This is a genomic window from Dehalobacter sp. TBBPA1 (assembly GCF_040931655.1).
Lineage (GTDB): Bacteria > Bacillota > Desulfitobacteriia > Desulfitobacteriales > Syntrophobotulaceae > Dehalobacter > Dehalobacter restrictus.
In genome coordinates this window covers 1,280,416-1,294,897 of the sequence record NZ_CP162385.1, presented here as the reverse complement: position 1 = coordinate 1,294,897, position 14,482 = coordinate 1,280,416, and the positions used below count along the sequence as shown (strand labels likewise).

Annotated in this window: 12 protein-coding genes; all 12 read right to left on the bottom strand. The window is 47.4% G+C overall.

The annotated features are described in order from the left end of the window. Positions 1-45: 45 nt before the first annotated feature. The 12 genes from ruvB to AB3489_RS06415 all read right to left on the bottom strand — a co-directional run bounded on the left by ruvB (position 46) and on the right by AB3489_RS06415 (position 14,449). Positions 46-1,077, bottom strand: a complete 1,032-nt coding sequence (gene ruvB, locus AB3489_RS06470) for a Holliday junction branch migration DNA helicase RuvB (protein ID WP_368294399.1) — start codon at positions 1,075-1,077, stop codon at positions 46-48. A gap of 482 nt (positions 1,078-1,559) precedes the next feature. Then, positions 1,560-2,159, bottom strand: coding sequence for a Holliday junction branch migration protein RuvA (gene ruvA, locus AB3489_RS06465; RefSeq protein ID WP_368294398.1), 600 nt, complete (start codon positions 2,157-2,159; stop codon positions 1,560-1,562). Further along, entirely contained in the window at positions 2,156-2,653 is a 498-nt protein-coding gene (ruvC, locus tag AB3489_RS06460) for a crossover junction endodeoxyribonuclease RuvC (protein WP_368294397.1), read from the bottom strand. The genes ruvA and ruvC overlap by 4 nt, the downstream gene beginning before the upstream one ends. A gap of 116 nt (positions 2,654-2,769) precedes the next feature. Next, a complete protein-coding gene (locus tag AB3489_RS06455) occupies positions 2,770-3,525 on the bottom strand; it encodes a YebC/PmpR family DNA-binding transcriptional regulator (RefSeq protein ID WP_019225936.1) in 756 nt (251 codons plus the stop codon). Between the two features lie 130 nt (positions 3,526-3,655). Next, a complete protein-coding gene (gene fdhE / locus AB3489_RS06450) occupies positions 3,656-4,399 on the bottom strand; it encodes a formate dehydrogenase accessory protein FdhE (protein ID WP_368294396.1) in 744 nt (247 codons plus the stop codon). A gap of 58 nt (positions 4,400-4,457) precedes the next feature. After that, a complete protein-coding gene (locus AB3489_RS06445) occupies positions 4,458-5,138 on the bottom strand; it encodes a formate dehydrogenase subunit gamma (RefSeq protein WP_368294395.1) in 681 nt (226 codons plus the stop codon). Further along, complete coding sequence (locus AB3489_RS06440; RefSeq protein WP_368294394.1) at positions 5,138-5,953, bottom strand: 4Fe-4S dicluster domain-containing protein; 816 nt, start codon at positions 5,951-5,953, stop codon at positions 5,138-5,140. The genes AB3489_RS06445 and AB3489_RS06440 overlap by 1 nt, the downstream gene beginning before the upstream one ends. A 2-nt stretch (positions 5,954-5,955) precedes the next feature. Further along, positions 5,956-9,003: a formate dehydrogenase-N subunit alpha gene (fdnG, locus tag AB3489_RS06435; protein ID WP_368294393.1), complete on the bottom strand. Its 3,048-nt coding sequence runs from the start codon at positions 9,001-9,003 to the stop codon at positions 5,956-5,958. A gap of 301 nt (positions 9,004-9,304) precedes the next feature. Then, positions 9,305-11,797 (bottom strand): carbamoyltransferase HypF, encoded by a 2,493-nt coding sequence (gene hypF, locus AB3489_RS06430; protein ID WP_368294392.1) that lies wholly within the window; start codon positions 11,795-11,797, stop codon positions 9,305-9,307. Positions 11,798-11,859: 62 nt separating this feature from the next. Further along, positions 11,860-12,852, bottom strand: a complete 993-nt coding sequence (locus AB3489_RS06425) for an ABC transporter substrate-binding protein (protein WP_368294391.1) — start codon at positions 12,850-12,852, stop codon at positions 11,860-11,862. Positions 12,853-12,872: 20 nt separating this feature from the next. Further along, positions 12,873-13,616 carry an ABC transporter ATP-binding protein gene (locus tag AB3489_RS06420; RefSeq protein WP_368294390.1) on the bottom strand — a complete coding sequence of 248 codons (744 nt, stop codon included), beginning with the start codon at positions 13,614-13,616 and terminating at the stop codon, positions 12,873-12,875. Then, on the bottom strand, positions 13,613-14,449 hold the full coding sequence (locus AB3489_RS06415) for an ABC transporter permease (protein ID WP_368294599.1): 837 nt from the start codon (positions 14,447-14,449) through the stop codon (positions 13,613-13,615). The genes AB3489_RS06420 and AB3489_RS06415 overlap by 4 nt, the downstream gene beginning before the upstream one ends. Positions 14,450-14,482: the final 33 nt, after the last annotated feature.

The following is a 14,482-nucleotide window of genomic DNA, read 5'->3' as shown; positions in this document are numbered from 1 at the left end:
GACGCTGGCGAAAGCCTTAATTTTGCCCTTAAATGAATCAGAAAGCTATTTACTTTCTGATTCACAAAAAAGTCCCGTCTGTACATTCGCTGGAAGATCCAATCCAAAATAGCTGTAGACCTGGTTCGTTACCATTCTACCTCTTGGTGTCCGCTGCAGGAAACCTCTCTGCAGCAAAAATGGTTCCACAACATCTTCCAGGGTCTCAGCCTCTTCACCTACCGTAGCAGCCAACGTTTCCAGACCAACCGGTCCTCCGTCAAAATTTCGGATAATGGCCAGCAGAATTTTCTGATCCAGACTGTCCAGGCCCATCGGATCAACTTCGAGCTTATCCATTGCTTTGGCTGCCGTCTGAGAATCAACAATCCTGCTTCCCCAGAACTGCGCATAGTCCCTTACCCTTTTAAGTAACCTGTTGGCGACCCGTGGTGTCCCTCTGGAACGCTTGGCAATCTCCTCCGCTCCGTCCGATGACAAATCCACTTTCAGAATCCGCGAAGCCCTGACGACGATCTGCAGCAGTTCCTCCGTCGTATAAAATTCCAGCCGACTGATAACCCCGAACCTGTCCCTCAAAGGAGACGTCAGCTGCCCGGCTCTGGTCGTCGCACCGATCAGCGTAAACGGAGACAGGGACAGCCTGATGGAACGGGCGCTTGGCCCTTTACCGATCACGATGTCCAGACAGTTATCTTCCATCGCGGAATACAGGACTTCTTCCGCTGTCCTGCTTAGACGGTGGATCTCATCTATAAACAGCACATCGCGCGGTTCGAGTGATGTCAAAAGTGCCGCCAAATCTCCCGGCCTTTCAATCGCCGGTCCGGAAGTCGTCCGGATATTGACCCCCATCTCGGCCGCAATGATATTGGCCAGCGTGGTCTTGCCGAGTCCGGGCGGACCATAGAGAAGGACATGGTCGAGAGCCTCTCCCCTGTTCTGGGCCGCCTGGATAAAGACACTTAAGTTTTCTTTGATACTTGCCTGTCCGATATATTCCATCAGCCTGCCCGGTCTTAAGGCTTCAAATTCCCGGTCTTCAGGACACTCCAGGGAAGTGATGACTCTTTCCAAATTTTCTCCTCCTTTAAATCAATGTTTTTTTAAATTGCTCGGGTAAAGTCTCCGTAATGGAAGACCGCTTTCGGCTATTGCGCCATCCATGACGAGTCGCTCCTTGCCATCCATGGCATCGCGACATTAGGCCATCCGTGGCCGTCAAAAAGCCGCCTGCGCATCCATGCTCCGCTTGACGCCGGTCTTCCATTACGGAGACTTAGTCTGGAGCTAGTAAAAGCTTAATTTCAAAGTTTATGCTTCTGAATCGTTGTAGTAGTCAAATGTTATTTTACAACAGGAATGCGCTTCATTCTGACTTTCCAACATGCCAACCTGCTTGAAAACCTAAGATTAGTCTGGGGGCCACAGTTCCGCTGTGAGCGGAGCACGATGCAGAGCGCGGCCTTTTGTGCCACGGATGGCACAACGGCCGAAAAGCGGTATTGTGGCCCCCGGACTTACCCTGATATCGTTTTTAATATAATATAAAGGATAAATCACATATGCTCGGACGGTCCTGCAAGCAGGCGAAGTGCTTCTTTGAGCTGATCCTCCATGGAAGACAGTCCTCTCTTTTCCGCCCTAGTCAGGGCGTCACGCGCTTCATAGCGGGAAAAGCCCAAAGCCAGCAGTGTCTCCAGGGTATCGTTGGCCGGGATAAAGGAGCCTAGATCTTCCGTTCCGGCTTTAATATCAACATCCTTGATCTTTTCTTTCAGTTCCAGAATGATTCTCTTCGCAGTTTTGCCACCGATTCCAGGGACTTCGGTCAATTGAGAAACGTCCTCACAGACGATTGCCGTCTTGATCTTACTGACAGAAAAAGCCGACAAAATACTCAGTGCTGCCTTTGGACCAATCCCGGTTACGCTGAGCAGCTGCAGAAACAGCTCTTTTTCATCCCGGGTCAAAAAGCCGTACAAAGACAAATCATCTTCCCGCATGATTAAATGGGTATGCAGGGTAGTTTCTTCCCCCTGCCTGATCTTTACCATTGAACTTACCGGAACATGGAGTAAATAGCCTACGCCGCCGACATCTAGTACCAGGCGGTCCGCTTCGGCTGTCCACACAGTCCCCCGCAGCATTCCGATCATTTGAACATTCCTCCATTTATCCGGCGTCCCATGCTGTGCGCATGGCATATGGCGATGCCCAATGCATCAGCCGTATCATCAGGCTTAGGCGTTTCCTGCAGCGACAGGATTGCCTTGACCATATACTGTATCTGCTTTTTATCTGCTTTACCGTATCCGACCACAGCCTGCTTGACCTGCAAGGGTGTATATTCGAATACTTCAATATTTCGGCGGGCAGCGCTTAGCAGAATGACTCCCCTGGCCTGTCCAACCGTAATCGCCGTCGTAGTGTTGCGGTTAAAAAACAATTCTTCGACAGCCATCACATCAGGTGAATATTCTCCCAAGAAATCCTCCAGAGATTCATAAAGCATTCTGAGCCTATCCGGCATCGGCAAGTCAGACGGAGTCCGCCAGCAGGAATAAGTGACCGGGGAAAGCTTTTGGCCATTTTTTTCGATTAATCCATACCCCATAATGGCGGTTCCCGGGTCAATGCCAAGAATTAACATCTTCTTGCTCCTTCTGTGATCCGCATTCCATTATTCCAGTATCTTGTCAAGCTTATCATCCTATACTCATACCATGTTCAATCCTAAATCTTATCTATCGAGGCGGAAGATACGGTTTAGAGATCAGCATCTTCCAGTGATTCGGCAAGATCAAAGTTTGTATAGACCTTCTGAACATCATCATGGCTCTCCAACGAATCAATCAACTTAATGATCTTTTTCGCTTGTTCAATATCGGCAATCTCGACGCGGTTGACCGGAATCAGATTGATGGCCACATTTTCAATCGGTATCTTACTATCCAGCAGCACCTGTCTGACTTCCTGCATGCTGTCCGGCTCGGTGAAGATTTCGTAGCTCTCATCTTCAGACGCGACATCCTCTGCACCTGCTTCAAGCGCCAGAAGCATGATTTCATCTTCATCCATCTTTAAATCTTCTTTCGGTACATCAAGCTGTCCTTTTTCTGTGAACATCCAGCTGACACTGCCGGTTTCTCCAAGGTTGCCGCCGTTTTTTGAGAAAAGATGACGCATCTCTGATGCTGTCCGGTTCCTGTTGTCCGTCATCAGCTCCACCATGATCGCTACTCCGCCGGGACCATAGCCTTCGTAACGCAGTTCTTCATAATTAGCGCCTTCCCCTGCTCCGGCACCTTTTTGGATCGCGCGCTGAATATTGTCATTCGGCAGGTTGGCTGCCTTGGCATTATCAATCGCAATTTTTAACCTAAAGTTCCCGTTCGGGTCTGCACCGCCCGCACGTGCGGCCACCATGATCTCTCTGGCTAATTTTGTGAAAATGCGGCCTTTGATGGCATCGGTTTTAGCTTTTTTATGTTTAATATTCGCCCATTTGGAATGACCTGACACAATGATTCCTCCCTGATACATTATAGCCTATATATTTTACCATGTAGCGGGAGCTCAGGCAAAAAAAAATCAGGTGATCTTCCAAATCACCTGATTTTCTCGTCTAGTCATGAATGCGGTGGCCGCCTATTCAGTTTAAGCTCAATATCGGTCTGTTCTTTAAAATCCATTGTTCGGCTGCGTAGTGAAGGGGCAGTGTACGTATATTCTCCCAATCTAAATCCTCGACTCTCCGTTCGCGCAAATCGATTTCTTTAAAATATTGGCCGCAATCTAAACAGACAACAACCTCCACTCCAGGAAACTCGGCAGAATTGAGATACGTTTGTTGAGAAGAATTTTCACTGCCGCAGTGTATGCAGCCCGATATTTTTATTGGCCTCTCGTTTCCGCAGACAAGACAATGTAGAAAGCGTTTTCCATTCAACGCATCCAATGTTGTCATAAGATTATCTTCACCACAAACCGGACATGGGCACATTGGCTGATCATCCACACTTGCAGAGATAGGCAGTTGCTGATATACCGCTTGAGCTACCCCAGCTATTGCTAAGCTCAGACGGCTGAAAAGAGGTTCGTTTCCTTGAATACGACCTGCGCTGAACTCATCTTGGAGAACGGCAAGTTTGGAGTGGTCTATCTTTTCTTCCGCAACAATGTTCAACCTGTCCCATAAATCAATGATGGCGTTTTCCGGCAAATCATTGATGGTGAATAATGGATACTGCCCGGATCTCGACGGTAATTTCAAATCCTTCAGGTTGTTTTCTTTTTGCCAGGCAGTGATCTCTGCTCTCATTTTTAAATAGTTCTCTTTGACAGCAGACAAACTTGTTGCTTGTCCTCCATCGATCTTTTCAGTACACAAGTGCATCCCTCCCAAAGGTTAAGACAGTGTCAAAATGATTTACCGTACCGGTTCTGGCTTTCGACTATTTCTCTTGGTCCTTGACCTCTTCATACCAGGCAGCGTGATGCGCCTTCGCAAATTTTTCCGAGACGTATCCCTTTAACATGCCCGGCAGAGCAGCCCTTGATTCAGGATGAAGCAAAGCCAAATAGAGATGTCCCATCAATGCTGTAACCATCATAAACATCGACAGATCGTGAACCGGATAAGCTATCCGGACCAACTGATCAGGAAAAACCTGAGGGGACCACATGATAAATCCGCTCAAGGTGATGAATGCGGAACCCAGGATCGTAATCAGAGAGTTAATCTTTTCTCCGCCGCTGAACTTGCCTTGGGCCGGATAGTTGGCGTGTCCTCCAAAAAACTCCTTAGGGAAAGCCGTGATATGTTGGATATCCGCTTTCGTAAACCGGAAAGCAGAACGCAGCCATTCCCAGTGATATTTCGGGTCTTTGACAAAAAACATAGCCACAATGACCACCACAAAGATCACGGCAAAAACCCTGTGGAGGATCCGAGAAACATCGACGCCACCAAATATCATTAATGCCGGTCGGAAAAACTCGGACAATATTCCCCATCCTGTAAGGAGGAGAACAAAAAAGCTTACGACATGAACCCAATGGCTCAATCTTTCCCCTTTAGTAAACCGTAGAATTTTGCCGGGAACTCGAGGTAAATTTGGTTTTTGAGCAGCCATTACATTTTCTCCTCCTTCTTCATTTGATGGTGATCCTCAAAAGGCTCTTTTTGATAATTCCCCTTGATTGCATTAATCACTACTCCAGCAACAACTGCCGCAGCAGCGCCTCCCATCGCAATTTTGCCGATAGGCCGGATAATATCTTTCCATAGATAAAGTGATAAATCGGTCGATGGATTTTCAGGCAGTCCATAGGCGGCAGGCGCATCGAGCAAAATATAGCGGTAGGTTGTACCTGCCTGCCCATTCTGGCCATAAAGATTAGCGTTGGGGAACTTCTTTTTTACCTCGGCCAACCGTGCTTGGGCAATCCCCAGCATGGTATCGTAATTACCGAATGACAGCGCTCCTGGCTGGCAGATTTTTACGCAGGCAGGCTCAAGACCATTTTCCACTCTGCCTACGCAGCCGGTGCATTTGTTAGCCTTCTCTGTGGTTTTATCAACCTTTGGCACATTAAACGGGCAAAACTGCGCACAGTACCCGCATCCAATACATTTATCTTGATCAATGACCACAAACCCGGAATCTGTTTTAGATATGGCACTTGAAGAACACGCTTTCAGGCAAGAGGGATCCTCGCAGTGGAAACACTGCGCCTTGCGCATCAGCCAGTGCATGTTATTATTTTCATACTTTTCCTCAAATGTTACATACGTATAGGTGTTTGGTGTAAAACCGGCCATACTCTGATAACTTTTGACGAGAGAGGTTTTTTCAGTCGGAAGATCATTCCATTCCTTGCAGGCTGCTGAACAGGCTTTGCAGCCGGTACATTTGGATCCGTCCACCAAAATCATTTTTTTTGCCATCTCTAAGCCCTCCTTATATTGACCAGACAACATTTATATTCGGGTGTTCCTGCTGTCGGGTCAATTACGCCGATGGTTACTTCATTGATGCTTGATCCAGGATTTAAAGATGCAAAACCCCAACTCCAAGGTACACCGATCGTTTCGGTCGGCTGTCCATGTACCTCATACGACTGAATGCGGTCTGTGACAAGACAACGAATCTCAACCTTGCCGCGTGCCGAGGATATTTCAACGCGGTCCCCATCTTGTACGCCAATCTTCGCTGCAAGGTTTTTGCTGATTTCTGCAAATGGTTCCGGCATCAGTTCGTTCAGCATCGGAATGTTACGGGTGATACCGCCGGCACAGAAGTGTTCGCTTACGCCATAAGTCGTCAGCACATAGGGATAATCTTTACGGTTACCAACCTTCTGAACATCGGGCAATGTTTTGGGCATTGCCACAATCGGATTGCTTGATACATTCGGATGGAAGATATTTTCCGCAGGGCTTTCCACCGGCTCGTAAAACTCTGGTAGCGGACCATCGTTGCAGGTCCCCCCTACATTCACGCCGCCAACCGGTTTGCCGTCTGCTGAAGGCGTTGTTGGTATCCCGCTTGTATATTTGCCTGCAAACAAACGCCCTACTCCTTCCGGATTCATACGGAAAGCCAGCTTTCCTTCCGGAGTGTCAGGCCCTTTGGTCTTGTCGACTACGTCAGCACCGTCATTGCCAGCCCAAACATTTTTGGCCGCATCCCACCAAATTAATTTGCGTTTGGGATCCACAGGCTGTCCCTGGGCATCGCAGGATGCACGATTGTATAAAATACGGATATTTCCCGGCCAAGCAAAGCTCCATTCGCGGAACAATCCAAGTCCAGAGGGATCTGCATCTCCCCGGCGTGCAGCCAAATTGCCTTTCCCGGTAACACCGGCATAAATCCAGCATCCGGTAGATACTGACCCGACCGGTGCTTTGAGATAATCGGCTAATGTCGGCAATAATTCCCCGCTTGTTTCATCATAGCCGTTTAATTCCTGCAAAACCTTAAGCGCTTTCGGCTCATGGCCGTAATCCCAGCGCGCATCGAGAATCGGTCTGTCTTTGGGATCAGTACTGCCTTCATATAAGCTTTTCACCCGCTTATACAACAGATCGAGCATATCCAAATCCGGTTTGCATTCGCCAAGGGGCTTGAGTGCTGCATCCTTCCACTGAACCCAGCGGCCTGAGTTCGTCAGCGTCCCGTCTTTTTCATAGACAAAGGCAGCCGGTAAAAAGATTACTTCCGTCATAATTTTAGATGGATCAACACCGGGCTCCCGCCAGAACTGGGCAGTCTCAATTTCAAATAGATCAGAGACAACCAACATCTCTAGTTTGGGCAAAGCCTGACGGACCACTTCGAGGTTTGGTACGGATACCAATGAATTGGAGCCAATATTCAACATCATCTGGAATTGGCCTTTATTCACCGCATCCCAAATTCGAACCAAACTTGAATTAACATTGGAATCATACTTTGGCAGATAATTGAAACAATAGTCGTTTTCCTTGGTCGCTTTATCTCCGAACCAGGCCTTCAATAACGATACGAGATGTTTTTCCCGGTTGGAGCCGTTTCGTACCAAATAATCTTTGAGTGTCTTGTCGGAATGGGAGGGGGCCGGAAGATAACCTGGCAGATTATTATAGAGATTGGCCATATCCGTGGAACCCTGGACATTCGGCTCGCCGCGCAAAGCGTTGATACCGCCTCCCGCTTTGCCGATATTGCCCATCAACAGCTGGATAATGCCGTAACACCGGATACCTTGCACACCCGTTGTGTGATGGGTCATCCCTAATGCATAAAGGATGGACGCGGGTTTGGCACTGCAGAAAGCATCAGCAATTTCCTTAATTTTTGATGCAGGTATCCCTGTAATATTCTCAGCAGTTTTCATATCATAACGGGAATAATGCTCTTTCAATTTGCTGAAGACGCTGTCAGGATCATTAAGGACCAGAGCTTTAACCGGTTTGTTAGATTCGTCTAGCTGATAACCCCAACTATCGGTTTTGTATTTTTTCTTTTCGGGGTCAAATCCGGAAAATAGTCCATCCTTGAATTGAAAATCCTTGCTTATTTTGTACAGAGCATTTGTGTAGTTAAGGACATAATCGCGATCATAGAGCTCATTTTCCAATATATAATTGATGATAGCCCCCAGATAGGCAATATCTGTACCCGGGCGAATCTGAGCAAATATATCTGCCTGCGAGGCTGTCCGTGTAAAACGGGGATCAACCACAATCACTTTTGCTCCGCGCTCCTTGGCCTTATTGATCCACCGCATAGCAATGGGATGGTTTTCGGCACAATTTGAGCCTGCAATTAAGAATAGTTCAGCATTCATCAGATCCGGCCAGGAATTGGTCATGGCACCACGGCCAAATGAAGGTGACAAACTTGCCACCGTGGGCGCGTGTCATATCCGGGCCTGATGTTCGTTATAGGGCGTCCCTAAAAGCATTGATAGTTTTTTAACTAAGTAGGATTCTTCATTGTCGATTTCAGCCGATCCTAGGACAGCAATCCCCTCAGTCCTGTTGACAGCGAGTTTCTCGGTCTTCCCTGTAGCTGCGTTAATGACATCGGCATCAGTCTTCCAGGTTTTCTCCCTGACATCTTTGACTTTTTTGGCTACTTTGTCGATAGCCTCGTCCCAGGATATTTCCTGCCATTCATTTGCCCCCGGAGCACGATACATCGGTTTCGTAATCCGAGCCTCAGAATAAGCAACTTCTCTCAAGCTGGCTGCCTTAGAACAAAGTGCCCCGTTATTGGTCGGATGATCGGGATCCCCGGCTAAATACACCAGCTTTTCATCCTTGATATAGAGAAGCAAGCCGCACCCTCCGGAACAAAAATGACAAATGCTCGGAATTTTTTTTGTACCTTCAATCTTAAGTGCATATCCCTGAGCCTGAGCGAGGTCGGGATCAAAACCAAGGCCAAGCGCCAGCGAAGCCAAGGAAGCTCCTGATAGTTTCAGGAAATTACGTCTTGATAAATCCATTTTTCTCCTCCTTTACTTTTTTTAAACAACAATTTTTACTTTGTGCAAGTTTTTAAATTTTCTGAATATTCTAACCTGCAATGTCATTAATATTAAACTGACATAGGAAATTAATCAAGTATTGTTAATTACTTAACAGAATTGGGCTTTTTTTGCGAATACTTGTCAAACGTCTTAACATTTTTGGTTCCTCTGTGGCCGTCACCGCTTTTTAGTCTCCTTGGTTCGCAAAAAAAACGCCTCAAATTTCTATTTGAAGCGTTTTCTTGCGACTAATATCGACTAAGATGTAAAATAAGGGTTAATTACTGACTGGTTCCTTCTTAAGTGCCTCATTTGCAATCAGCACCTGACCGAAGGCAAGACCGCCGTCCCCAGACGGGAGTTTCTGCGGGTAAAGGATCTCTACCCCAATCTCTCCCGCCAAGAACAGTAGAATCTCGGTCAACAGCTTATTTTGAAAAACACCGCCTGCAATCGGCAGTTTTTTGTTTTCAAGACCAATAAGCAACGCCGTTTCTAGCATCTGACACGCTAAAGAATAGTGAAATCTAAGCGCAGCTTCCCCAGGATTTTTCTGAAGCAGCACATCGTTGGAGATCTCTTTTAAGAGGCTCCCCACTTTTACGTGAAGAACACCGGGCTGCGGTTCACCTGAAATCTCCAGACAGGCTGGATATAAAGCCGGATATAAGTCCGGACAGAAACTTCCATCTGTCCTGCCGGCCATTTCGTTATATTGCTCAATAAGACGCAAGCGTCCCTCTACATTTGTCTGACCGGTTTTCTCGTATTGGTCCAAGAGAGCGGCCAACGCCTTGACCCTCATTGAAGCTTGCAGCATTATTTCTAGGAATTCGTTCCGGTTTTTTTGTGTACCCGTATTTCCGTCTTCCAGCCATTTCTCGGCCACACTCTCCAGTTCGATCGCTGCCTGTCCCTCGTATGTCACTTCTGTACAAATTCCGAGCATACCGCTGACCGCGTCAAAGAGGCGTCCTGCGCTGGAAGTTTCAAACAGCTGGAATCCGCTTCGAAGCTGGCCATCCAGGATATTCTTTTCCTGAGAAGATAATTTTGTCCAAAGCGGTTCCGTCTGCTGCCATTCTTCTTGCGTCATAAGTTTCTTCAGGTAAGCATAGGCAATCCTGAGCGGATATTTGGCTCCGGCATCGCCGCCGGGCAAGGGCAAGTATTCAAGGTGTGCTTTGCGCTCATAGCCTTCCTGATTTCCGAAAAGATACTCAAAGCCCCAGATCCTGCCGTCCTCGCCATAACCTGTCCCGTCGCAAATCAGGCCGAGCATCGGATCATCCATCCCATGTTCAGCCATCACGCTGACGAGATGGGCATGATGGTGCTGAACGCGAAATTTCGAGCAATCCATCGACCGGGCAATCCGGGTCGTCGAATATTCCGGATGCATATCATAAGCAGCTTTTCGCGGAACGATGCTCGTTACTTTCTGAAAGGAGTATAACTCCTGTTCAAATCGTTCCAAATTTTCGTATCCATGCATATCTCCAATATACTGGCTCATGAAAGCCATCTTTCCGGAAGCAAGGCAGAAAGCATTTTTCATTTCTCCGCCCAGACCGACAATCGTTGTTTTGATCTCCTGTTTTAAAAATAGCGGCAGCGGCACATAGCCCCTGGCCCTACGGATAAAGATCATTCGATCCCCGATCATCTGCATGACTGAGTCATCACACGGATGATAAATATCTCTGTTGTTTAGAAGAAAATAATCTGCAATTCCGCTTAGTCCTGCCAACGCTTCCTGATTGTCATAGATTAAAGGCTGTCCACTCAGGTTTGCGCTGGTCATCACGAGATAATCATAGGTCCCCTGAAAGAGCAGATGATGAACCGGTGTATACGGTAGCATGATGCCAAGTGATTGAAGGCCGGGTGCCGTTTGCGGAGAAATCCGGCTATTCCTATTCTTCTTTCGCGGCAGCAGGACAATTGGTGCAGAGGGACCGGCAAGCGTCGATCTTTCGAGCTCCGTTATGGACACCTCTTTGAGGGCGGTTTCAATATTCCTGGCCATGACAGCAAATGGTTTTGCTCCGCGCTCTTTGACCCGGCGCAATCTGCTGACCGCCTCATCATTGCAGGCATCACAGACAAGATGAAAGCCGCCAAGACCTTTGACGGCCAGAATCGCGCCTTCCTGCAGCAAGTTAATGCCGATCCCGTTGCCGCTAATTTCATTGCCTGTACAATCCAGTAGTTTAAGTGCTGGCCCGCAGACCGCACAAGCAGTCGGCTGAGCATGAAACCGCCTGTCCAGCGGATCCTGATATTCCTGATGGCATTCCGGGCACATCTGAAAACCTGCCATGGTCGTTTTCTCGCGGTCATAAGGCCGATCCTTAATAATTGTGTAGCGCGGACCGCAATTGGTACAATTAATAAACGGATAGAGGTAGCGCCGGTCCTTACTGTGAAACATCTCCTGCAGGCAATCCCTGCATACTGCAACATCCGGGGAGATCAAAACATCCTTGTCTTCGGACTCCCTGCTTTCTGTGATCGTGAACTCCCGGTAATGCTGAACCGGGATCTCTGTTATCTCCAGCGAAACGATCACAGCCAAATCCGGCTGGTCTGCTCTGATTCTGCGAATAAAGTCTTCCACCCGTTCCCCTTCAGCCTGAATCTCGACTCCGCCGCTGAAATTGTTTACCCAGCCTTTAATGTCCAGCTCCCGGGCAAGTTTAAAAATAAACGGCCTGAAGCCGACACCCTGAACAATGCCGTTGATCAGAATTTTTACAGCTCTTATCACGTTTTACCACTCTTCTGTTTGAAATATCATCCTTATTTTTACATTGGGTCTTTTCTCTAAGGTTATTTGGGAAGATATCCGGTATCAACCAGATGATTGATCAGCTCGTCGGGATCAACATCGGACTTGATAAAACCATTCGCTTTGAGAAATTCAGCCGATTCTTTAAGTTTTTCAATGTCCTGACTGTCAATCGGCATTGTAAAATCAAATTTCGGATATAAAGCAGTTACTGCTTTAAGCTCCATTCCATTGGCGTCAGCCGTCATTCGCAAAGCCTCAACCTGATTTTCCTGGATCCAGTCCAATATTTGCTGATGAATTTCCAGAAAACGCTTTGTTGTTTCAGGGTACTTCTGAATAAACTCTGTTCGCGCGGCGATTACAGCCTGACCCAGGATAAGGCCTTCAGCATTCCGAATCAGGGTGATTTTTTGGGAAGCAATCCCTTTGGTCAGCAGCGGATCGGGGATGACCGCAGCATCCACTTGTTTTTGCAGCAACGCGTTTAGCGCGTCAGCTGAGGCCATGCTGATTATTTCTACGTCATTGGCAGACATGCCTGCCTCGGCAAGCGCTTTGATCAGCATTTCATGCAGCATCGTTCCCTTCTGCAGGGCGACCTTTTTTCCCTTCAGATCCGCTACGGATGCAATTTCGCCACCTTTAGCTGCAACCAGGCCGATCCCCTTCGGAAACTTGGAATAGCTTGAAAGAATCTTAATATCGTTGCCGTTCGCATTCGAAATGATGGCCGAAACATAATTCAGTGATGTGGCAAAATCAATCGATTTGCCAGCAAGGGCTTCCGTTGTTGCCGGACCTTCCAACTCGTACCACTTCACCTGAATTTCATCCTTCGCAAATTCGTCTTCAAACATCTTTTTCTCCAGTGCTACAATTGCCGGGGCGTTCAAAGGCTTCGTCGAATACGATATATTAATAATTTTTGGTTTTTCCTGCTGTTTGGCCGTATTCGGCTGACAGCCTGTCACCGAAATCAGCAGCAATAATGATAATAATACAGTAATACAAATTTTAAGATACTTCTTCATGATAATCCTCCTACTAATACTTAGCGAATGGCCTCTAGTATAGCTTTCCTCATGTTGATAAATTCTAACCTATCAGGATTTCTTGGATAAGTAAAAGGTACTTCCAGTACCTCTTTGATCGTACCGGGAGACGGCGACATAATCATGATTTTTTGACTGACAGTCAGTGCTTCTTCGATATCATGGGTGACAAGGATAACCGTTTTTCCGGTTTTCTGCCAAAGATCAATGATTTCTTCCTGCATTCTGGCCCTGGTCTGGGCATCAAGGGCCGAAAACGGCTCATCCATCAAGAATACTTTCGGTTTAAAAGTAAGCGCTCGCGCCAAAGACACCCTTTGGGCCATTCCGCCGGACAGTTCGTAAGGATACGCTTTGCTGAACTGTATTAACCCTACTAACTGAAGCGAGCTGGCGACAATTTTCTCAACTTCGTCTTGTTTCTCTACTCCTTGGATACCCAGCGCGGTATTTTTTTCAACGGTCAGCCACGGAAAGAGCCGTGGTTCCTGAAATACGACGGCACGCCCATAACCGGGCCCGTCAATGTTTTCTCCATCAATCAGCACTTCTCCGCTGCTCGGGGGTTCCAAGCCTGCAATAATCCGGAGTAACGTAGTTTTGCCGCACCCGCTGGCTCCGACAATACTGACAAATTCTGATTGGTTGCACCGGAAATTGACTTCTTTCAGGGCTTCAATACTTCCCCAGTCGCTGTGGAAAACCTTACCGACATCACGGACTTCGACTAAAACCTTATTCATTTGCGCTCACCTGCCTGATACATCTTTTTCCACGGCATCAGTTTATTTTCAATCTTTCTGAGGAAAAAGTCGATCAGCATCCCGGCAGCTCCGATGGTAAACATCGCGACAAATATCTTATCGGACTGAGCTAATTGCCTGCCTTCAATAATCAGATAGCCTATCCCTGAGGATGCACCCAGCAGTTCAGCTCCGACCAATGCCCGCCAGCAATTACTTAACCCCAGCCTCAGACCCACAAAAATCGACATAGCCGCCGAAGGAATATACACCTTTTTGACCATTTCCCACGGAGAAAGCATATAGGCATGGCCAACTTCAATCAGCTTCGGATCTACACTGGTGACGCCCTGCACCGTATTCAGGAAAACCGGAAAAAATGAGGCATACACAATCACAGCAACTTTGGAGGCTTCATCAATCCCGAGCAGAAGCATAAAAATCGGGATCCAAGCGATTGGCGGGATCTGCTGCAAAAAATGCAACGTAGGATTCACCCAATGCCTGAACCCTCTGACTTTGCCTACCAGAATACCCATCGGAACTGCAAAAACAACCGTCAAAAAGAACCCGTACACCAATCTCCGCAAACTTGCCAGCAGATGTTCTTCCCAAATCCCGGTTGCAAGCATATGCAGAAATGTTTTTAAAATCTCACTTGGCGGAGGCAAGATGTAGGTATTAACCAGACTGCTGCGTGCCGCTAATTCCCAAACTACAATCACAGCTGATGGGAAAACCGCCCCTCTGAGTATATTCAGAAGCTTTGTCCGGTTATGTGGATTTCCATGCCGGTCAAACCTTTTTTCCGTTTTTTCCTGATTGATTTGCATCAAGTGGTGTACCTACCCTTAGCTCGAATTAAA